Origin of the sequence: Lactobacillus sp. B4005, assembly GCF_026536045.1 — a bacterium.
Lineage (GTDB): Bacteria > Bacillota > Bacilli > Lactobacillales > Lactobacillaceae > Lactobacillus > Lactobacillus panisapium.
Genome location: NZ_JAFNOZ010000001.1, coordinates 41110 through 62707, shown reverse-complemented (window position 1 = coordinate 62707; position 21598 = coordinate 41110). Strand labels below are relative to the sequence as shown.

The window sequence follows — 21598 nt, the reverse complement described above, 5'->3', positions numbered from 1 at the left end:
GATAAGATATGGTTAAAGTTTTGGCAAGTTATCAAGAAGAAATTGCAAACCAAGAGATTCCTTCTGGTAAAAAGAAAGTATTATTAGCGGGGCTGAAATTATTTTCAAAAAAAGGCTTCCATGCGACTACAACGGCAGAAATAGCTCACGAAGCTGGCGTCAGCGAAGGAACAATTTACAAATACTTTAAATCTAAGGATGATTTACTGGCCAAGTTATTAAGCCCGATGTTAACTGAAATTAAAGATAATTTCTTTGTGCAGCTGGATGATTATCATGATTTAACAAAGTTAATTTCATTTTTAGTTGAGGATCGGATTCAATTTTTACTAATTAATTTTGATTTTCTAAAATTATTTATCCAGGAATTATTAACGGACAATAAGATTATTGATCTGATTAAAACTGAGATCGCAGGTAAAAATGGTGTTTTCGCCTATTTTGACGATTTAAAAAAGCGTTTTGGTGAAATCAATTCTGACCTAACTTCAATTCAACTCTTACGAATTTTTATTAGTCCCATTTTTACGTATGTCGTTCAAGTCAAGGTATTTGGCATTAACTCTCAAGATAAAAATGCTGATTTAGCTTTAATCAAAAAACAAATTTACCTCGGATTAACTGCGTAACTTAAAAACCGCTGGCAAGATTGCCAACGGTTTTTATTATTGTTTTAAAGACCTTTTGTACTTACGTAACTTCTTTAATGCCCATTCATAATGGCTAGAGGTATTCGAAATAAAATAGGTTCCTAAAGTATTATTCCCGGTCCAAGAAAAAACATTCTTGGTAAATAGTTGATCATTAGAAAAAGTCGCAAGTAATTTCATTACCTGCTGATGACTTTTAGCCAGTAATTCTTCAGCTTCTTTTAAACTGGTTTTCTGGTGTTTCTGCCATATTTGTTGATTCATTTCACCATAATTACGCCAGTTATAGCCATCTGGTAAAAAGTCCTGTGCTTTTCCTGCCTGATTATTTTCAATCCATTCCAATAGCAGTTTTTGCCACTCGTATAAGTGAATCAGCACATCGCGGATATTGCGATCCCGCTTCCAATGTTCACCCTTTAATTTATCAGTTTCAAAAGCAAAGTTGCCAGTCTGCGCCTTCTCGGGTAAAGAATCAATGAGGTCAACTATTTTCTCGTAAGCAGTATTGCTTGCCTCAATCAAATCAGCTTTACTAGTTGGTCTAGCCATTATTTTTCTCCTATTAAGACAATGCGCTACGTACCTCGAAAGTTGTCTAACTTTCGGGACTTATTACATATAATGAAATCTTTTTAAATTGATTAATTTTATCTTCAACTTAAGTCAAATGTTTCCCAATTACGTTACCAATAATTGACAGAGTAAAGCAAACAATAAAATAAAGTACTGCTAAAGCCGCAAACATCGGTAGAATATAATTGGCATTTTGACCATAAATAACTTGTGCGTGTTGCATCATTTCCGGCACCACAATGATTGTAGCCAATGATGTGTCTTTAATTAGTGAAACAAACTGACTAATAATAGTTGGTACCATGTTTTTATAAGCCTGTGGTAAAACAACATGCCAGAGAGCTTGAACAAAGGACATTCCAGTCGATCTAGCACCTTCCATTTGACCACTTGAGACTGATTGAATCCCTGACCTAACAATTTCTGCTAGCATACTCGATTCAAAAACTGTCATCGCAATAATGGCAGCAGGAATTGTTTCCGGTCTGAGACCAAAATTGGGCAACCCAAAGTAGGTAAAGAAGATGATTAAAAGCAAGGGTACATTGCGGATAATATCGATAATGAAACCAACAATCTTTGAAACATACTTGATTTTTGAATATCTAATAATGCCCAGAATTGAACCGAAGATGAAACTCAAAATAACCGAAATTACAGAAATATAAATCGTTACCCAGAGGCCCATCAATAAAAAGCGTACGTTTAGCCACGAAAAGGCGTTAATCCAATTTTGCATTTCACTGTCCCTCCCCTTAGGCTAATTTCTTCTCTAAATGCTGCATGTAGTAACTAAGCGGCAACGTGATAATTAAATATAAAACACCAACTACTAGATAGCTGTTGATAGTATCAAAAGTTGTTGAAGCAATCGAGTTTGCCTGATACATTAAATCAAATCCAGCCACAAATGCCAGAACCGATGAATTTTTAACCAAGTTAACAAACTGATTTCCTAATGGTGGAATTACAATTTTAAATGCTTGCGGCAAAATAATATAACGCATTGCCTGCCAGTAAGTCATACCGGTAGAACGTGCCCCCTCCATCTGTCCGCCAGAGACAGATTGAATTCCTGAGCGAATGGTTTCAGCGATAAATGCGGAAGTATAAAGCGTTAGGCCAATTGTTCCCGCTGTAAAACCGTTAATTTTAACCACATACATTGGAATAACCAAATAAAAGAACATGGTAATAACTAGTAGTGGAATATTACGTAAAATTTCAACATATGCACGCCCAATAACGCGTGCCACTTTACTCGGAACTACTTCCATAATTGCGAAAATTGTTCCGATTATTAAACTAAAAAATAATGCAATCACACTGGAAAATACGGTCCAGCCTAATCCAACGAGCAGTTGGCCACTAAATTTTGTAAAAATGTTAATCATCGGCGATACAGCTCCTTATAATTAAATCCTGGAACGTCGCCGAACCACTTTTTAATCAAGCGATTGTATTCACCACTATGCTGCATTTCAAGAACTGCCTTATCAACAGCCTTAGTGAATCCGGTTTGTCCCTTATCAACTGCAACACCATAAGGTTCAACAGTAAAAGTACCACCTCGAACTTCATATCCTGGGTTTTGAACTGCCAACCCAAACAAAATACCATTATCAGTTGTCAAAGCGTCGCCTTGACCTGATTTCAATGCGTTCATTGCCTGAGCATAATCTTGCAGTTCGATTACTTTCGCTTTCGGCGCAGCCTTTTTAATGTTATCAACTGAATTAGAACCGACTACCCCGATAACGGTCTTACCATTTAAATCCTTAGTGCTTCTTATTTTTGAACTCTTGGGAACAAGTAGTGATTGCCCGGCATCAAAGTAAGACTTCGAAAATGAAATTACTTTTTTCCGCTCAGGCGTAATCGACATCGTCGCAATCACTGCATCAACATTGCCATTTTTCAACAGCGGAATTCTCGATTGCGAAGTGGTAGTAACAAACTCAGCACGCCCTTTAGGCCCGAGAATATGCTTAGTGATAGCCTTTGCCATATCAACGTCAAAGCCCTTTTGCTGGCCATCACGGACATCAATCAAACCAAATAATCTAACATCACCTTTTACACCCCAGGTGATTGTATTTGACTGCTTGACATTATTTAAAACAGATTGATCGCTCAAGCTTTTGCCACATCCGGTCAACATCAAGATACACGCTAATAAAGGAAACAGCCAAAATTTTTTCTTCATAATTGGCCTCCTTAGTGAGAGATAATTTTACTCAAAAATTGTTGTGCCCGAACCGTCTTAGGTTGTTTGAAAAAGCTTGTAGTATCATCGTCTTCAACAATTTGACCTTTATCCATAAAGATAACCCGGTTAGCAACTTCTTTAGCAAAACCCATCTCATGAGTAACAATCAGGGAAGTCATTCCGCTCTCATTAGTTACTTTTTTAATAACTTGTAGAACATCATCGATCATTTCAGGATCAAGTGCACTTGTTGGTTCATCATATAAAATAAGTTTAGGCTTCATTGCAAGTGTTCGCGCAATTGCAACACGTTGCTTTTGTCCACCAGAAATTTGTGATGGCATATTGTGTGCCCACTTTTCCAGACCGACCATTTCAAGCAATTCCATTGCTTGTTTTTTGTTCTCTTCTTCTGGAATGTGACTGACAATCCGTGGAGCTAACATAATATTTTCAAGAACATCTTTATTTTTGTATAAGTTAAAATGCTGGAAAACCATGCCAACATCTCTACGTAAAATATTTAAGTTAGTCTTGGGATCAGATAAATCGTGTCCGTTTACGATCAATTTACCTTCTTGAATTGATTCTAGGCCGTTTACGGTTCGAACTAAAGTACTCTTACCTGAGCCAGAAGGCCCAATTAGAACCACCGTTTCCCCTTCATCAATCTCTAAATTAATGTCGTGCAGTGCATGAAAATGGCCATAATATTTTTGCACGTCATGGAACTCTATCATCGACATTGTCATCGCCCCTTTCATAGTCATTGCAATAAAAATATATAAGTCATTGATTCTATTTTACTATAGCCGTTAAGATTTTTAAAAGTTAAGCACTATTTTTAATGAAAATTTATACAAAATTGTAATATAAATCTTACTAAACTTAAAGAGAAGATAAAGTTTATATCGACAATAATTGCTTGCTTTTATGCTTAATTCTTTTTGCCAATCAAATACGACTTGCTCAATATTATACACTTCCGGTAAAAATGTAAAAACTCTGTTAGCACTTTCAAAACTAAAAGCGTTAGTTTAAACTATCATGAAAGGAGAAAAAAGATGGATAAAGCAAATAATTATCAGATGCTACTTAAGCAGGCTCAGAGTCTGCTTAAAGACGAACACGACGTAATTGCCAATATGAGTAATCTTAGTGCCCTGCTCTACAATAATTTACCTGATGTCAGTTATGCCGGTTTTTACCGTTACCAAAACGACGAATTGTTGTTAGGACCATTTCAGGGGCCAATTGCCTGTATGCATATTGCGCTGGGTAAAGGCGTTTGCGGAACAGCGGCTGCTAGCCATAAAATTCAAATAGTTCCTGATGTGCATCAATTTTCAGGACATATTGCCTGTGATTCAGCCACCAATTCAGAAATTGTATTGCCGATTATGCAGGACCAGAAGCTAATTGCGGTTTTAGACCTTGATAGTAAAAAGTTCAATCGTTTCGACCAAACCGATGCCACTTATTTAGCCCAAATTGGCGCTTGTATCATCAATTAATAACTATTAAAAGCAATAAAAAAGCTGATCATCTACTAGAAGTGACCGCCATTTTTTCAATAAAATTGCGGAAACACAAATCAAAACAGATTGATCAGCTTTTTTATTTTAAACGTTGAAAATTACTTTTGCCCTGCTTGGCGCTGGCAGAATTTAACAATTTCAACAATGATAATCATGCAAATACCAGCTGCAAGAACAATGAGCCATTGTAAACCATTTAATTCCGTAACATCAAAGAATTTCGTCATAAATGGCAATTCAACAGCAGCCATTACCACCGCCGAAATAACGATTGCCCAGTTAAACCACTTATTACTAAAAGTATGTCTAGAAAAGATTGACTGGTGAATATATTTCGAATTAAAGGCATGGAACAGTTGAATTAATCCCAGGGTCAAAAACGCCATTGTTAGCGCATCTGCATGCTGCAAATTGGCATTATCCAAATGCGGACCAAAGTTTAACCCTAACTGGTAAGTTGTCAAAACTAGCAGTCCTTCCAGAATTCCCTGGTAAACAATCGAACTAGAAACGCCGCCACTAAAGAAGTTGGACTTTCGTCCACGCGGTGCCCGTTTCATTATGCCTTGTTCGACTGGCTCAAGGCCAAGAGCAATCGCTGGTAATGTATCGGTAACTAAGTTAATCCAAAGTAGCTGTACCGGTGCCAGAATATCCCAACCAAGCATTGTCATCATGAAGACGGTCAAGACCTCACCAACATTACAGCTCATTAGATATAGAATTGCTTTTTGAATATTGCTGAAAACTTTACGACCTTGCTTAACGGCTTCGACGATTGTGGCAAAATTATCGTCAGCCAAAATCATGTCACTAGCACCTTTTGAAACTTCAGTTCCAGTGATTCCCATGCCAATACCAATATCAGCCTGTTTTAAACTCGGCGCATCATTAACACCATCGCCAGTCATAGCTACGATTTTGCCACGAGCTTGCCAAGCTTTAACAATGCGAACCTTATGCTCAGGTGATACACGGGCATAAACACTGTAGTCTGGAACATGTTCTTGCAAGTAGTCATCACTGATTTCATCAAGTTGTGCACCTGTTACAACTCGTTCATCTTGGCCTGGCTTCAAGATTCCTAAACGCTCAGCAATTGCTTGCGCAGTAACTTGGAAGTCACCGGTAATCATTACCGTTCTGATTCCAGCTTCGTGAGCTTCAACGATTGCCTTCTTTGCTTCCGGACGTTCAGGGTCAATCATTCCAACTAAGCCAGCAAAAACTAGATCCTGTTCAACATTATCCGTTGTTGGCTTATCATATAACTGGTCAATATTTTTATAGGCTAATCCTAAGACACGCAAAGCATTTTTGGCCATTTTCTGGTTAGCTTCTAAAATTGCTTCTTTCTGCTGCGCTGAAATTGCAGTGATCTGACCGTTCCGCTCAATTTTGGTTACCCGTTTGAGCAATTGATCAGGAGCACCCTTTACAGCAACAAAGTATCGCGCACCGTCTCGATTAACCGTACTCATTAATTTCCGCTCTGAATCAAACGGAACTTCCTGCAGTCGTTGATAATCGGTTAACATTTGGTGAACCGGAATCTTTTGATCTAGCGCATATTGAATAAGAGCTGTTTCAGTTGGATCGCCGAGCAAACGATCATTATCATCTAATTTGGAATCATTTGCTAAGACCATTGCCATCAATGCTGGAGTATTAGCAGCAATTGGCTGGGCAGCTTTATGATCCTGATTATCATAGTAAACTTGTTCAACTGTCATTTTATTTTGAGTTAAAGTTCCCGTTTTATCAGAACAAATAATATCAGTAGCGCCCAGTGTTTCAACTGCTGGCAATTTACGCACAATTGAATTGTGTTTAGCCATTACTTGAGTTCCTAGAGCCAAAATAATGGTTACAATTGCGGGCAAGCCTTCAGGAATGGCCGCAACCGCAAGTGAAACAGCAACTAAGAACATATCGATTGCTAATTTTTGTGTTGGTTCGGTTCCTTGCTTGGTGAAAAAGCCGACTACAAAGACAACTGCGCAAATGATTAAAATCATGATTGTCAGTGTCTTACCCAATTGATTAAGGTTACGCTTCAATGGCGTATCTGTTTCATCGGTATTGTTAAGCATTGTGGCAATCTTACCGACTTCGGTGTTCATCCCAATTTGGGTGACAATTCCTTCTCCACGACCATAAGTAACATTGGTGTTGGCAAAAGCCATGTTGTCTTGATCAGCAAGAGCCACCTTATCTTCAGCAATTAGCCCATTTTCTTTATCAACTGGAACAGATTCACCGGTTAAAGCCGACTCTTCAATCTTTAAGCTTTTAGTGACCGTTAAGCGTAAATCTGCTGGAACAACATCACCAGCTTCAAGCAAGACAATATCACCTTGCACTAGCTGTGTACTTGGAATTTCAACTACTTGCCCATTACGCCGCACATGCGCATTAGGTGTAGCCATTTTCTTTAAGGCATTAATGGCCTCTTCCGAACGAGCTTCTTGGAACACGCCCAAGACTGCATTCAAAATCACAACAATCATAATAATTGCTGCGTCTGTCCATTCTTGTGCAACAAAACCAGATAGTAATGCTGCTACAATCAAAACGATAATCATAAAGTCCTTAAACTGGGCGATGAATCGTTGAAACAGGCTCGTTTTCTTCTTACTTGCCAAACTATTTGGACCGTCTTTTTCTTGCAATTGCTTTACTTGTTCTGGGCTCAAACCCAGTTTGCAAGTTGTTGACAGTTCTTTTTCAACACTTTCTACTGACTGATTATAAAAACTCTGGGGCATTTTGACCTCCTAAATAATAAAAAAGAGACTTATATGCTTCTCCACACACAAGTCTCACTAATTAAGATAAGTCCAGAAGTATCTCTTCGGTTGTTGGGCTTATCGCAGGTATTGCTGTTACTCCCTTATGATGATTTTATTATAAATAAAATTGGCATTTTTAACAAGGTCAATGCAATTTAAAATGAATAAAACAGTCCGGCTAGCGCACCATTAATGATGCTGACCGCTGTTGCAACGAGGAATAAGCGCAATGCATGGCTAGCAATTGCTTCACCGTGTTCTTCATCAACCATCGTATGCATAATTCCCAAAGTTGTTCCCAAGTTAGGTAAATTGGCAAAGGAAATTAAAAAGACACTCACAATTGCCAATTTAAGACCCAGATTCATACTGCCAATCAAACGGTTAATTCATGTTTCGTCATAAATACTTTTTGATTCTTATCTCATAATTATCGCAATTACAGCTAATATTAATGCTTCATTGCATGTGATGGTTAAGTCCTTCCTTATTGATAATATCTTTTCCATTATTATGATGATGTATAAACCAATTGGCTTTATGATTCTGGGTTCAGGAATTGCTTTAATTACTGCGGCAGTCCTAACTTATTTCTGGGGATTCGAATCACAAAAACAAAAATAAAAATCAATTTACCAAAAAAAGACTAACGCGATGTTAGTCTTTTTTAACGATTTATTTTAGTTAATTTAACAATTTACTTTAACCCAGTCCATTGCCATTCAGTAACTTCTGGCATATCTTTACCATTATCACGAATGTATTGGTGATGCTTATTAAGCAAGCGATCCATCTCATCAACAAAAGCTGAACTCTTTTCAGCATACTGAGGAATGCTCAAAATGGCATCTTTTGCTAGGTGGAAACGATCAAGCTCGTTAACAACACGCATGTCAAATGGTGTAGTAATATCACCATTTTCTTCATAGCAGTGAATATGAACATTATTACGTCCACGACCAAACCAAATTGATTGCATCATTGCTTTGTAACCGTGCCATGCAAAGATTACTGGCACATCACTTGGGAATAATTGATCGAATTTTTCAGTTGAAATTGCATTTGGATTGTCTGCTGGATTCATCAACTTCATCACATCAACTACATTAATGTAGCGAATCTTCAAATCTGGGAAATTCTTATGCAATAAATCAATTGCGGCCAAGGATTCAATTGTTGGTTCAGTTTCAGTTGAAGCAAAAACAACATCAGGTTTGTCGTGACCATCTGTTGATGCCCAATCAATATATGATAAGCCATGATCAGCTAACCGCGCTGCCTCTTCTACTGAGAACCATTGTGGCCGAACTTGTTTAGAAGTTACCAGAATATTGATACATTCACGGTCACTAAATGCTTTGGCAGAAACGGCTAATAATGAGTTAGTATCTGCTGGCAGATATTCGTGAACTAAATCTGGCCGATTCTTTTCATACATATGAGTCAAAATACCTGGATCTTGGTGGGTGTAACCATTGTGATCTTGTTGGAATACAGTTGATGTAGCAACAAAGTTAAGTGAAGGGTAATCCTTACGCCAATATTGTTCCTTTGCCTTTCTCAACCACTTCATGTGTTGCGTTAGCATTGAGTCAACGACACGACCAAATGATTCGTAAGTAGCGAAGAACCCATGACGTCCAGATAAAACATAGCCTTCAAGCCAACCTTCATCTTGGTGCTCAGACAACTGAGAATCAATTAACCGACCACTTGGAGCCAAGTTTTCATCATTTGGTGTATGAACAGAACTTTCCCATTGCCGCTTTTGTTCATCAATAAACTTAAATAGCCGGTTAGACTTAGTTTCATCAGGACCAAAGCCGCGGAAGTTGTCTGGATTAAGTTCTGCAATTGCATTTAAGTATTTAGCCCATTCCGTCATATCTTCTGCTTCAACTGAACCAGGTTGGTCAAACTTAAGGGCAAACTTCCGGTAGTCAGGAAGACTTAAGCGCTTGGCATCCTTACCACCATTAGTAATCGGATTCATTGCCATTCGACTGTCGCCGTCAACATTGTCAGCCAAGACTAAATCAGTAGGTGCACCATTTTCATCAAATAAGTCTTCAGGATGATAGCTCTTCAGCCAATCAATTAACATATCCTTGTGTTCCATTGAGTCTTGAGCTACGGGAATTGGAATCTGGTGTGCTCTGAATGAGTTTTCAACCGGATTGCCATCAACATCAAATTTAGGACCAGTCCAACCCTTAGGTACTCGGAAAATAATCATTGGCCAATGAGGCAAAGTAGTATCATTATTTTCACGTGCATTCTTTTGAATAGCCTTGATTTCCTCAATAACTGTGTCCATCAATTTGGCCATTTCTTCGTGAACTTGCATATGATCTTTGTAACCATCAAATTCGCCACCATTATAGGCGGAAATAATATACGGGTGCCAGCCCATACCTTCGAAATACTTGGTTAACTCTTCATCGCTCATTCGTGAAACAATTGTTGGATTAGAAATCTTGAAACCATTAATTTGCAAAATAGGTAGAACAGCACCATCTTTAATTGGATTAATGAACTTGTCACTAAACCAACTAGCTGCAAGTGGGCCAGTTTCGGCTTCACCATCACCAACTTCAACTGCCGCAATGACATCAGGATTATCTAAAATTGCACCAGTACCGTGAGAAATCGAATAGCCTAATTCTCCACCTTCATGCATTGATCCTGGCGTTTCAGGAGCAGCGTGAGAAGCAGAACCACCAGGAAAACTAAACCGTTTAAATAGCTTAGTCATTCCTTCTTCATTTTGCTGAATCTCCGGGTAAAGTTCACTATATGAACCATCAAGATATGAGTTTGAAACCATAACTTGACCACCATGACCTGAACCTTCAATGTAAAACATATCCAAGTTATACTTTTTAATTACCCGGTTTAAGTGCGCATAAATAAAGTTTTGCGGTGAAATAGTACCCCAGTGACCGATTGGTTTAGGTTTTACTTCTTTTGCCTCTAAGTCATGCTTTAATAATGGATTGCTCATTAAGAAAAGTTGACCTACTGATAAATAATTGGCTGCACGCCAGTGTGCATCAACACTCTTTAAAAATTCTTTTGAATCGTAATCTACTGCCATATTGTGTCTCCTATAGCTGTTATTAACTTCAATTAACTTTATACGAATATTATACCAATTTTTTCAAAAAGTTCAACCATTCTAAAAATTGGTTCGTCCCAATTATAAAATTTGCATTTACTTAATTCCTAAATTACCAAAAGGTAATTTTAATCGGCTTTATAATAAGCAGCTTTTAAGTATTTAGTTGCTCAAATACTGATAAATACTTAGAATAAGAACTATATACTGAATATTTCATTAATTACCATTTAAAAGAATGCTAGATTATTTTTAGGAGAAATGGCAATGACACAAGAAGAACGAATTCATGAAATTAGGCAGTTATTGAATCAGAAACACCATTTAGTTACTAGAGATTTAGCTAATTATTTTAATGTTTCATTTGATACCGCTCGTCGTGATGTGTTGCGCTTAACCTCAACAGGACAAGCTATCCGTGTTCATGGTGGTCTGCTGGCAAATAATCAGGATGACGTGCCCAGCTTTTTAACAAGAAACCAAATTGATTCACCCATTAAAACTAAAATGGCTCAGATGGCCCACCGTTTTGTTCACCCTAACCAATGCGACTTTATTGGTCCTTCCACTACCCTAAAAAAACTATGCGAACTCATTAATGGTATCGATATCCAGATTGTCACCAATTCAATTGATAACTCCCTAGAATTGATGCAATCAAGAATGCCTGCTGTACGGTTATTAGGTGGAAAAATTGATAAAGAACATCGCTTTAGTTATTCTGTGACTTCATTAAAAACGCTGGAACGAATGAGTTTTAACACCGCTTTTATTGGAACTTCAAATGTTAAAAAAGATGGCATATATTCGAATAGAATGAGTGATTCTGAGTTGACCAGACTCGCCGCCTCTAGAGCAAAGCAAGTCGTTGTGGTTGCAGAGCAATACAAGTTTAACAGTCAAAACACTTCTCCTTTTATGTCTATTCCCCTTGAACAAATTGACGTGTTGATCACAGACACACCTTTGTCACAAGAAATGCAAAGTTGTTTTTCACCGAGTACGCAAATTATTCCGGTGCTAAGGAAGTGAGGTCATGCAAATCTTTTTTACTAACCATTCTGCTATTCAGAATAAACAGTTAGATAAAGAGCTTTATCAAGAATTAGAACAGTTTTATAATAGTTTTTTCAACAATATCTATAATGAGCTAAATATTGCTAAATACCGCAAAATACGTGATGCAATTGGCCTGGTAATGCGCAAATTCGACTGTCATGACCACCCGCTGGCATATACAGGAAAATTAGTGATGTACATTCAAGCAACGATTGCTTTAGAGCATTTGCATTTAACTTGTGAGCAACAAAATTTATTGCAGCTTTTGGGTACAAATACAAAGAAAATCAATTTGAACTTTGTCTATTCTGGGCCCATTACGGATTTACGCCAATTTAAAAATAGTTAGTTTCTTTTTTAGATAAAATGTATCCAAAATTTTTGAAAAATTATTTTTAAACTAAAAAAGGACGCTGAACAAATAATTCAGCGTCCTTTTTCTAGTATCTTTTCAAAACCTAGATATTATTTCACTCTTTATTCAAAAACAAACAATTATTACCAACTAATCGACTTGTTTCATGTTATTTTGATACTCGTTTTTTATTTATTCAAATTTACAAATGTATTGAATCTCATGTATTGATAATGAATTCGCATTGTTGAAACTTCAAATGGCGTGCCGTCATCAAGAAAGAAAATACCTTCTATAACACCCACCGGCTCGGTTGTCTTTAATGTCATTCGTTCCTGGTCTTCCTTACTCGAAGGTTCAACCGTAATATTGAGAAATGCTTTGGTTACCACCTTATTTTGAGTATCTTCCAAATAGTTAAACAATGATTTCTGTAAATTTTCCGGCTTTAATTCCGGCACAATTTTGATAGGAACATAGCCCGTTTCAATTAAAAACGGCTGCGCATCAAGGTAGCGGAGGCGCCGAAATTCATAAACAAAATCATCTTCATTTAAAAATAAATCCTGCCTAATCGATTCCGATGCTTTAACTACATTGAAGTCTAACAATTTAATTCCTTGTTTTTTACCTGGAACTTTTAAGCTATCTGTTAAACCTAAATTTGACCCTTCATAGCGAAATAGTGACTGGTTTTTCAGATAAAGAGGGTTAATAAATGTCCCGCTACCACGCTTTTTAAAAACTATCCCTTGCTGAGATAAAAGTTCCATTGCCCGCTTCATTGAAGAGCGGCTCACTTGGTAGTGTTCTGCAAGACTTCGCTCATCAGGAAGGCGCATCCCATCATACTTATTATCTAAAATATTCTGTTTTATATCGTGCATCACAGTCCGATAAACGAAATCTGCCATTTTTCTCCTCAATTATTCTGCTTTTTTGATTGCTTCAATAAACCAATGGGCAAATGTAGCCTGATTTATCTCTACCCCTACCTCTGCATTAACTGGCTTGTCAAAGAAATTATCAAAATCGATCAGCGAAGCGCCATAGGCATATGGGCTCTTGGTGTCAACAACAACCTGGGCCGGCTTGAAGGTATACATATCCGGGTTAATTAACATTCCCACAGCTAAAGCATCGTAAATTTCACGACCATCATTTGCGGTCTTATCATGTAAATTAGTTAGAATATGATAAAGCATATCACCAGTTTTGCCCAATTTTTTGACTTCTTGAAGGGTATTTTGGGTCACATAAGCTTCATGCCCCAATTCAAGTGGAGCAAGTAAGATCTTAATACCGCTAGAAAAAACAATCTGGGCTGCTTCGGGATCACCAGCTACGTTGTATTCACTGTATGGGCCCCAATTACCGCGACCAATCGCACCGCCCATAATTACTAACTGCTCAATCTTAGCCATATCTTCCGGGTACTGTCTAAAATAAAGAGCAAAATCAGTCGCTGGACCAATTTGCATTAAAGTTACTTTTTCTGGGCTGTTAGTTACAACTTCATGGATTGCATCTGCAGCAATTCCTGGTTTAAGTAATGACTTATCTGGCTCCGGAAAGTCATAGCCAGCCAAACCACTTTTACCGTGGACATCAGAAGCATCAATTGCTTCACGCAATAACGGACGACTAGCTCCAGAAACAACTGGCACTTTTGTTCCCAAGAAAGTTTCCAATTTTAAAGCATTGAGTAATGTTTTAGCCAAAGGAACATTGCCCCAAGTTGCAGCAATCAATTTAACATCAAGATCGTTTGCAAATAATGAAATAGTAATTGCTACTACGTCATCAATGCCGGGGTCAGTACTGATAATCAAAGGTTTTTTAGTCATCGAAATTCCTCTTCCTTGAAAGATATAAGACCATCATACCAAATCTATTTAACGATTGTCTTTTTACCTTGAAAAAATAATATGAATCAGTCAAAACAGATTACGTTTGACGGATTCATACTAATCAATTTACCATGTTACTCTTTTATTTTTCGCGATCTTCGATTTCGCCATCTGAACGAGCAATAATTACTTCATCGCACATATCAAGGAATAGGCCAGTTTCAACAACACCAACCACTTTGTCTAGGTAATCATCTAATCCACGCGGAATCGGAATTGGATCAACGTTTAAATCAACAATATAATTGCCATAATGCGTGACAAACCGTTTATTGCCATCCATTCGCCAAGACGGGTTCAAGCCATCATTTCTAAAACGCCGAAAATTTTGTTCACAGGAAATCGGTAAAATTTCTACCGGTAACGGAAAGCCGCTTAAACGATCAACTAACTTCGACTCATCAACAATCCACAGCACTTTTTCCGAATTTGCGGCGACATTTTTTTCCATTGTTAAGGCGCCACCGCCACCTTTAATACCGTCAAAATTAACGTCAACTCGATCAGCCCCATCAATTGTCAAGTCTAACTGATCCACTTCTGCTAATTCATTAACCGTGAAGCCCCACTTTTCAAGCTGTTTTTTACTTCTGCTTGAAGTAGTAACAATAGCTTCTAAGTCAAGTCCCTCTTCTTTTTTCCGTTTTCCTAATGCATCAATAAAAAAGGCAATTGTTGAGCCAGTGCCAACACCTAATTTCATCCCTGGCTCTACTAACTCTGCTGCCTTAATTGCTGCTTTATTTTTTAGTTCATCCTGCTTTTTCTTATCCATTGCTCTTGCTTTCTTCACAACCGTTACTAACACTACAACTTAATTTCATTATAGCAAAGATCAACCTAAAAGAAGACACAAAAAAAGGCAATTTAATTAAACTGCCTTTTTTAGTATTTTCATAGCTTATTCAGGATCGATTTCTGGTGCTTTATTAATTTCACCAGACATCATCCAAATCCGTTTCTCTACTTCAGCTAAAAAGCCGGTAAGCAAATCATTAGTGGCATAATCGCCCTCTTCATCGCTGGCCTTAATGCCTTCGCGATATAAGTCATCAAGATAGTGGTAACCTGCAATAATCTTGGCATAGCGCTCATCAATTGTCTCGTCCCAATTACCTTTTTCATCTTTAATATTGGTCTTCTCGGCAATTTCACTCAGAGTAGAAACTGGTGAGCCATCCAGTGTAATCAGCCGCTCTGAAACTTCATCTAGCTGATTAGCTAATTCATCCATTACTTTATCTAAATATGGGTGCAGCTTTATAAACCGATTGCCCCGCATATACCAGTGGTGTTGGTGAACTACCATATGTAATTGCGTTAAGTCAGCAACAAGTTGGTTTAATATTTCTTTTGTCTCAGGATATTTCATCTAAAAATGCCTCCCAAATATATAATATTGTTACACTTTTATTATATCCAGTAAGCGCATTAATTACTAAAATATTGATTAGCAAATTAAAAACAAGCAGTTTTATGATTTGCTCAAAGTATAACCTTGATTAATTAACTCAAGAGCCTTTTCTGACTGGTTAATGGTTTTCTCTGGTTCATAAATCTTATCACGTGATAGTGACAAGGTGATTTCTTGCCCGTCTGCAAGTTTCAATTGAAAACCACATAAGTTATTTACACTTGAAACAATTCCAACAAAATAAATCAAAATCATTGGATAAAAGATTGTTGGTGCCATCTTAACCAAACTTTTTTTACCTAAAAATTTCGCATCAGCAACTTCACTAGTCGCAATCTCTTTCAGTGGACTTGCCTTGCCAAGAAAGATCATCTTAATGCGATTCCAGTAACTGCCATGATCATAATAGCGAATTTTTTTAGCTGAAATCTCGCAATAATTAAACTCAATAGGTAAAACATTTGGATAGTAACCAAAGGCTACCAAAGCGAAGAAAATAAGGCCAATTACCCAAGCCCAATTTTTATTTTGAGAATTAACTATTGCTAAAACATCCCAAGCAATCAAACTAGCCAATAAAAAATAAGCTAACGATATCACTAAAGGGCGAAAATTCATTTTCTTGCCAAAAGTAATCATTTCATTCACACTTTCTTGCTAAAATTAAAGTTATTTTAGCACCTTTCAGCTAATAGTAAAGCGCTACCAAAAGCAAAATAAAAAACTGCCTGAGAGTTTAGGCTAAACCATCATTTGCTAGTTTAACTTCTCTTCAGACAGAATTTTTATCTATGTTAAAGTTTATTCAGCAGCTGCTGTTTCTTGTTCTTGTTTTAATAAAGTGTTGTCATAGTGTTTGATAAATGGGTACCAAACAAGAAAAGCAACAATTGCACAGACGATTGAAAGAACGCCGCCTTGCCAACTGGTCGTGGCAATGAAGCCACTCAAGCCAACTGGTGTCGGCCAAGGTTGTTGAAATCTGATTACTGGCACCAATTTTGAAACAATGCCTAAATATGCAACAATCCCCGAAGCAAGCGGTGCACAAACAAACGGAATAAACAAATCTACGTTGTAAACAATTGGTAAGCCAAAAATTAACGGTTCGTTAATATTAAAGATTGCCGGAATAATTTCCACTTTCCCCAATTCTTTTAATTGTGCCGAGCGAGCCCGAAAGGCTAACCAAATGGCCACACCAAGCATCGCGCCTGAACCACCGACCGTAATAAATGCATTAGTCGGATCGCCGGCAAAAAAGTGATGGCCTCCTCTTTGAGCATTATCTGCCATATTGGCAAGAATAATTGGCATATAGAAAGAACTGATAATCGTTGCTCCATGAATCCCAAACCACCATAAAAAGTGAATCAGGAAGATAATAATCAAGAAGCCCCACCAGGTGTCAGCAATATCACTGATAAACGAGAACGGAATGAACAGTAAGTTGAACATATCCGTGCCTGCAATAACTAATGCCCCGTTTAAAGCAGAAACCACGACTGCAACACAAAAAGCTGGAATCAAGGCACTAAAGGAATTAGATACACCAGATGGCACTGAAGCCGGCATCTTTATTTGCCAGTTATGCTTAATGGTGTAGCGATAGATTTGAACGGTCAACCAGGCAATAACTAACCCAATGAAAATACCGACAGCACCAATCCGGTAAATACCACTAGCCGAGGCCTCATATCCACTAGCAACCATTTTAGTTTTGGTAAAGACCTGAACAAATTGCATTTGGCCATTCTTCCAAACCAATTCAGCTACGGTAATGAAAAAGCCCATTAAGAACATCATTAATCCGTTCATTGGAATTAAGTTAATGTGTTCCTCATCATGATAAATTTTAGTGTACGAATAGGCGAAGGTGCCTGAAAATACCAGGGCGATAATTCCCATCGTGGCATTATAAACAGAACTAAACAGTACTGAAAAGCGCCCAATTGTATTTGCATAAAAACTAACAAAAGCAGGTATTTTAATAACCTGTGGCAAAACAGTCAGGATTAAGAAAAATGCTCCGACAATTGAAAATGAAATAACGCTGTAGCCCGCATCCATGATTGCCCTAACAAAGCGTGTTGCGGCAAACTTCCCAGCTATTTCACCAATCTTATCTTTTAACAGCTTTTTTGTAGTATCAGCCATAATATTAAAAAAACTCCCTTCTATAATTAATTTATATTGTTGAATTAGTAATATATTTATTGTAAGAATTATCATTATAAAAGCAATCTTTTTTTAATTAATTTTTTTGAAAGTAGCTATTAGTTTTTGATATTTATCCTTGCCTACCCTAATATTCCGAATTCGTCGCTCGCAAAGATAGCATAAAAGAATACCAATTAAAAAAATTGCACAAATTAAATACACAGAACTCATATTAGTTAAAAACGGGAATAACTGGTCTTTTAGCGGTAAAAATACACAGCAGACTAAAGCGACGTTGACTCCGATTTGAAGCCAAAAATAATACCTGGTAGCAGGAATATCCCGCTTCCGATTGTGCATTTTAGTTAGCTGCTCGATGGCAGCAATTGCTGCTAAAATCGTCATTATTCCTGAAATAATAATTCCTAGCCACCTCTGGTATTGAGTTAAAATTAGTAACCAGAAAAGGTTAGTAAATAAAAAAATTATTACGATATAACGGAGCATTAAATAGCGACTAAAATACAAGTATTTAATACTGTCTGCTTTTTTCTTTTCGGCAACGCTTTTGATTGAAATTTATTCAATATTCTTTATTCCCCTAACACTTATGCATATATTATTTCATTATATCCCTAATATCTTAATTAAAGCTAGCCGAGATTAACTTGCTTGACTAAACTTATTTGATATAAAATAGATCTGTTAGTGCTATCAGCATAATACAATAAAAAGGAGATAACAATGTACTCAGCAAAAATGCCAGACGGCTTTTTATGGGGTGGTGCAGTTGCTGCCCACCAGTTAGAAGGAGCTTGGAATGTTGACGGAAAAGGCATATCAGTTGCCGATGTCATGACTGTCGGTTCAGCCACTAAGCCACGTGAAATTACTGACGGTGTCATTGAAGGGAAAAACTATCCTAACCACAGTGCAATTGATTTTTATCATCACTACAAAGAAGATATTAAATTAATGGCTGAAATGGGTTTTAAGGCATTTAGAACCTCAATTGCCTGGACGAGAATTTTTCCTAACGGCGATGACGAGCAGCCAAATGAAGCGGGTTTGAAATTCTACGATGATTTATTTGCTACCTGTCATCATTATGGCATCGAACCAGTAATTACTTTGTCGCACTTTGAAATCCCATTTAATTTAGTCAAAAAATATCAAGGGTTTACTAACCGTAAACTGATTGACTTCTTTGTCCGGTTTGCGACTGTTTGTTTTAAGCGCTATAAGGACAGTGTCAAATACTGGATGACTTTTAACGAAATCGACAATCAAGCAGCATACACTGAAGACTTCTTAATGGCCACTAACTCCGGCATTATTCTCAACGGGTTAACAGATAAAGAAAAAGAAGCTGCCATGTACCAAGCTGCACACTACGAACTAGTTGCTTCAGCCTTGGCAGTAAAAATTGGTCATAAAATTAATCCTGACTTCCAAATCGGTTGTATGATCAATTACTCACCAGTTCGTCCGCTTACCCCGTCTTCAGATGATGTTCTGCTGGCCGACAAATTTGAGCAAAGACGTGACTGGTTCTCAGATGTTCACGTTTTTGGTGAATATCCAAAAGAAGTTGAGGCATACATTGAGCGTAATGGCTACAGACCTGATATTACTGATGAAGATCGTGTAGTCCTAAAAGAAGGAACGGTTGATTACGTTGGTTTTAGTTATTACCAATCAACTACTGTTTCTGCCGAAAAAGTTAAGCCTGATGAATTAAATGACTTATCCAAGGCTATTGCTAAAAACCCAACGCTAGAACGCAGTGATTGGGGTTGGGAAATTGATCCTGAAGGTTTACGAATTTCTTTGAATCATTTGACTGACCGCTATCATGTACCACTATTTATTGTTGAAAATGGTTTGGGTGCTTATGATAAGGTCGAAAAAGATGGCTCAATTCATGATGATTATCGTGTCGACTACATGAGAAAGCACATTTCAGAAATGGAAAAAGCAGTTGAACTTGATGGCGTAGATTTAATGGGCTACCTTCCTTGGGGACCAATTGATCTTGTATCCGCTGGAACAGGCCAAATGGATAAACGGTATGGTTTTATCTATGTTGATAAAAATGATGCTGGTAAAGGAACATTGAAACGTTCACGCAAGGACTCATTTGACTGGTACAAGAAAGTCATCAATTCAAATGGTGCAGATTTAGCTTAAATTAGAGCTAATTAAAACTAACAAAAAAAACGAAGTTACTAATAACTTCGTTTTTTTGCTTCGATCATTATCGCGTAACTGTCTGCTTATTTCTTTAAAGTACCAGTTTCGTATAATTTTTCATATAAATCGACCATCTCGCCTGCTAAATCTCTAAAAGTAATTGCATTCATTAAATGATCTTGTGAGTGAACTACTAACAAAGTAACTTTAGTATGTTCACCTTGAGCTTCTTTAGTAAGCATTCCGGTTTGCGAATTATGTGCTTCAGTTAATGAATCGTCAGATTCTTTCAACTTAGCCCGGGCACCGTCGATGTCACCCTTTTTAGCTAACCGAATTGCTTCAAAAGCTAAACTCTTAGCATTACCTCCATTGGCAATTAAGCCCATAGCTGATTCTAAAGTTGCTTGTTCTTCTTGTTCAGTAGTTTTGTTTTCTGCCATTATTATCCCCTATGCTAACCGTTAATTAAGTCTTCAGCTTGTTTCAAAACCTGAACACCGTCCATCATGCCATATGCACGCATATCGATTACAGCAAGTGGAATATCCTTGCCGTCTTTACCTTGGCCCTTGACCTTATTCTTAAAGTCACTTTCCATATAACGAACTTGTGGTCCAAGCAAAACGCAATCTGGATGATCCTGTTCAATATGTTGTTGTGCCTCAGAAGCTGGACAAGCAAAGATATTAGCATCAATGCCCTGGTCCTTCGCTGCTTGCTGCATTTTCGTTACTAACAATGAAGTACTCATTCCAGCGCTACAATTTAACATAATTGTTTGTTCTGCCATAATAGTATGTTCCTCCTAAATGTATCCATAAGATTTATTCTATTATAGCACTTTTAAGTTAGCGCTTTCGATTTAAAAGTAAAGATTATTTAAAATAATTTCGACTTTTTTAAAATAAATTATGCTTCAAGTTGGCCGGATTAAACTTATAAACTGGCAACTAAAAACATAAGTCCAACAATAACTAAGGAAACGCCGATGAATAAAGCAGCTACCATCGAAATTGGTGCAAACCCAACTTGCCCCTTCGTTTTCTTAAGATTTCTCATATTTTTAATACTTAACAATAGTTCAACGACACCTAAAACCAAAAGAATAATTCCTGCTATCATCACAAGGTAATTTCCTTTAAGTAGCGTGAATAAATTTTCAGTCAGTAACATCTTTATACCTCACAATCGTAAAAAAATTATACTCTTTCTAACGTTTATGATAGCACTTTCTTTTAGCTTTAACATAAATTACAATGAAAAATAAATGAATTTTTTGGTAGCTACGGTTATTTTAGAAAAATAGTTGATAAAAGCCTGACACTCCTGTTCCCAAAAGGGCAAAGCCAAAGAAAAAGGCAAATACAACTGCAATCAATGAAAATGCATTGTTAGTTCCCTTAGTAAAGATTGTTTTGGCGTATTTAACACTGTAAATTAATTCGATTACACCCAAAACAATGACAGCAATACAAACAACACGATCAATTACTGGATTAATTAGACTCATTTTTTTTGCCTCAAACAAATTAATAATCAAATATTCTTATGCGAATATAATAGCAGATTCAAAAAACAAGGTAAACATTAAAATATTATGACAAAAACTGGCTTTTTCTTC

24 protein-coding genes are annotated in these 21598 nt (G+C 37.2%); 5 read left to right on the top strand and 19 right to left on the bottom strand.

Annotated elements, in window-relative coordinates; translation table 11 throughout:
• The first annotated feature begins 8 nt into the window (after positions 1 to 8).
• Positions 9 to 629 carry a TetR/AcrR family transcriptional regulator gene (locus tag J3U73_RS00430; RefSeq protein ID WP_267409284.1) on the top strand — a complete coding sequence of 207 codons (621 nt, stop codon included), beginning with the start codon at positions 9 to 11 and terminating at the stop codon, positions 627 to 629.
• A gap of 36 nt (positions 630 to 665) precedes the next feature.
• Here the strand turns inward: J3U73_RS00430 and J3U73_RS00425 are convergent, their stop codons facing one another.
• The 5 genes from J3U73_RS00425 to J3U73_RS00405 form a co-directional block, all read right to left on the bottom strand.
• The gene (locus tag J3U73_RS00425) at positions 666 to 1202 is read right to left on the bottom strand and encodes a ClbS/DfsB family four-helix bundle protein (protein WP_267385757.1); all 537 of its coding nucleotides are present in this window, start codon (positions 1200 to 1202) and stop codon (positions 666 to 668) included.
• Positions 1203 to 1311: 109 nt separating this feature from the next.
• Positions 1312 to 1965: an amino acid ABC transporter permease gene (locus tag J3U73_RS00420; RefSeq protein WP_220269281.1), complete on the bottom strand. Its 654-nt coding sequence runs from the start codon at positions 1963 to 1965 to the stop codon at positions 1312 to 1314.
• A gap of 16 nt (positions 1966 to 1981) precedes the next feature.
• Positions 1982 to 2620 (bottom strand): amino acid ABC transporter permease, encoded by a 639-nt coding sequence (locus tag J3U73_RS00415; RefSeq protein ID WP_103751989.1) that lies wholly within the window; start codon positions 2618 to 2620, stop codon positions 1982 to 1984.
• Positions 2617 to 3432 carry a glutamate ABC transporter substrate-binding protein gene (locus tag J3U73_RS00410; protein ID WP_267409283.1) on the bottom strand — a complete coding sequence of 272 codons (816 nt, stop codon included), beginning with the start codon at positions 3430 to 3432 and terminating at the stop codon, positions 2617 to 2619. The genes J3U73_RS00415 and J3U73_RS00410 overlap by 4 nt, the downstream gene beginning before the upstream one ends.
• 11 nt (positions 3433 to 3443) lie before the next feature.
• Complete coding sequence (locus J3U73_RS00405) at positions 3444 to 4181, bottom strand: amino acid ABC transporter ATP-binding protein (RefSeq protein ID WP_103751987.1); 738 nt, start codon at positions 4179 to 4181, stop codon at positions 3444 to 3446.
• Between the two features lie 318 nt (positions 4182 to 4499).
• Between J3U73_RS00405 and J3U73_RS00400 the strand changes: the two genes are divergently transcribed.
• Entirely contained in the window at positions 4500 to 4949 is a 450-nt protein-coding gene (locus J3U73_RS00400; protein ID WP_267394348.1) for a GAF domain-containing protein, read from the top strand.
• Positions 4950 to 5071: 122 nt separating this feature from the next.
• Here the strand turns inward: J3U73_RS00400 and J3U73_RS00395 are convergent, their stop codons facing one another.
• The 3 genes from J3U73_RS00395 to J3U73_RS00385 all read right to left on the bottom strand — a co-directional run bounded on the left by J3U73_RS00395 (position 5072) and on the right by J3U73_RS00385 (position 10862).
• Positions 5072 to 7741 carry a calcium-translocating P-type ATPase, PMCA-type gene (locus tag J3U73_RS00395; protein WP_267409282.1) on the bottom strand — a complete coding sequence of 890 codons (2670 nt, stop codon included), beginning with the start codon at positions 7739 to 7741 and terminating at the stop codon, positions 5072 to 5074.
• Positions 7742 to 7920: 179 nt separating this feature from the next.
• Complete coding sequence (locus J3U73_RS00390) at positions 7921 to 8133, bottom strand: nucleoside transporter C-terminal domain-containing protein (protein ID WP_267409281.1); 213 nt, start codon at positions 8131 to 8133, stop codon at positions 7921 to 7923.
• A gap of 329 nt (positions 8134 to 8462) precedes the next feature.
• Positions 8463 to 10862: a phosphoketolase family protein gene (locus J3U73_RS00385; RefSeq protein ID WP_267409280.1), complete on the bottom strand. Its 2400-nt coding sequence runs from the start codon at positions 10860 to 10862 to the stop codon at positions 8463 to 8465.
• A gap of 288 nt (positions 10863 to 11150) precedes the next feature.
• Here J3U73_RS00385 and J3U73_RS00380 point away from each other — a divergent pair, with 288 nt between their 5' ends.
• Positions 11151 to 11915, top strand: coding sequence for a DeoR/GlpR family DNA-binding transcription regulator (locus J3U73_RS00380; protein ID WP_267409279.1), 765 nt, complete (start codon positions 11151 to 11153; stop codon positions 11913 to 11915).
• A gap of 4 nt (positions 11916 to 11919) precedes the next feature.
• Entirely contained in the window at positions 11920 to 12291 is a 372-nt protein-coding gene (locus J3U73_RS00375; RefSeq protein ID WP_267409278.1) for a bacteriocin immunity protein, read from the top strand.
• Positions 12292 to 12485: 194 nt separating this feature from the next.
• Here J3U73_RS00375 and J3U73_RS00370 read toward each other — a convergent pair whose 3' ends face one another.
• From J3U73_RS00370 to J3U73_RS00340, 7 genes are all read right to left on the bottom strand, one after another.
• Entirely contained in the window at positions 12486 to 13211 is a 726-nt protein-coding gene (locus tag J3U73_RS00370; protein WP_220220837.1) for a GntR family transcriptional regulator, read from the bottom strand.
• Positions 13212 to 13223: 12 nt separating this feature from the next.
• Positions 13224 to 14144 carry a nucleoside hydrolase gene (locus J3U73_RS00365; RefSeq protein ID WP_267409277.1) on the bottom strand — a complete coding sequence of 307 codons (921 nt, stop codon included), beginning with the start codon at positions 14142 to 14144 and terminating at the stop codon, positions 13224 to 13226.
• A 145-nt stretch (positions 14145 to 14289) separates the two neighbouring features.
• The gene (gene rpiA, locus J3U73_RS00360; protein WP_267394334.1) at positions 14290 to 14982 is read right to left on the bottom strand and encodes a ribose-5-phosphate isomerase RpiA; all 693 of its coding nucleotides are present in this window, start codon (positions 14980 to 14982) and stop codon (positions 14290 to 14292) included.
• A 126-nt stretch (positions 14983 to 15108) separates the two neighbouring features.
• Complete coding sequence (locus J3U73_RS00355) at positions 15109 to 15579, bottom strand: Dps family protein (protein WP_267409276.1); 471 nt, start codon at positions 15577 to 15579, stop codon at positions 15109 to 15111.
• A 102-nt stretch (positions 15580 to 15681) separates the two neighbouring features.
• Positions 15682 to 16269: a hypothetical protein gene (locus J3U73_RS00350; protein WP_267409275.1), complete on the bottom strand. Its 588-nt coding sequence runs from the start codon at positions 16267 to 16269 to the stop codon at positions 15682 to 15684.
• Between the two features lie 153 nt (positions 16270 to 16422).
• Positions 16423 to 17778: a PTS cellobiose transporter subunit IIC gene (gene celB, locus J3U73_RS00345; RefSeq protein ID WP_267409274.1), complete on the bottom strand. Its 1356-nt coding sequence runs from the start codon at positions 17776 to 17778 to the stop codon at positions 16423 to 16425.
• Positions 17779 to 17871: 93 nt separating this feature from the next.
• A complete protein-coding gene (locus J3U73_RS00340; RefSeq protein WP_267409273.1) occupies positions 17872 to 18186 on the bottom strand; it encodes a PTS cellobiose transporter subunit IIA in 315 nt (104 codons plus the stop codon).
• A gap of 339 nt (positions 18187 to 18525) precedes the next feature.
• On the opposite strand from J3U73_RS00340, the gene J3U73_RS00335 reads away from it, so the two are divergent.
• A complete protein-coding gene (locus J3U73_RS00335; protein WP_267409272.1) occupies positions 18526 to 19971 on the top strand; it encodes a 6-phospho-beta-glucosidase in 1446 nt (481 codons plus the stop codon).
• 86 nt (positions 19972 to 20057) lie between these two features.
• Here the strand turns inward: J3U73_RS00335 and J3U73_RS00330 are convergent, their stop codons facing one another.
• The 4 genes from J3U73_RS00330 to J3U73_RS00315 all read right to left on the bottom strand — a co-directional run bounded on the left by J3U73_RS00330 (position 20058) and on the right by J3U73_RS00315 (position 21487).
• Positions 20058 to 20417 (bottom strand): PTS lactose/cellobiose transporter subunit IIA, encoded by a 360-nt coding sequence (locus tag J3U73_RS00330; RefSeq protein ID WP_103751970.1) that lies wholly within the window; start codon positions 20415 to 20417, stop codon positions 20058 to 20060.
• Between the two features lie 14 nt (positions 20418 to 20431).
• A complete protein-coding gene (locus J3U73_RS00325) occupies positions 20432 to 20767 on the bottom strand; it encodes a PTS sugar transporter subunit IIB (protein ID WP_103751969.1) in 336 nt (111 codons plus the stop codon).
• A gap of 146 nt (positions 20768 to 20913) precedes the next feature.
• The gene (locus J3U73_RS00320) at positions 20914 to 21150 is read right to left on the bottom strand and encodes a hypothetical protein (RefSeq protein WP_267409271.1); all 237 of its coding nucleotides are present in this window, start codon (positions 21148 to 21150) and stop codon (positions 20914 to 20916) included.
• A gap of 121 nt (positions 21151 to 21271) precedes the next feature.
• Positions 21272 to 21487 carry a hypothetical protein gene (locus J3U73_RS00315; protein ID WP_220269269.1) on the bottom strand — a complete coding sequence of 72 codons (216 nt, stop codon included), beginning with the start codon at positions 21485 to 21487 and terminating at the stop codon, positions 21272 to 21274.
• Between the last annotated feature and the right edge of the window lie 111 nt (positions 21488 to 21598).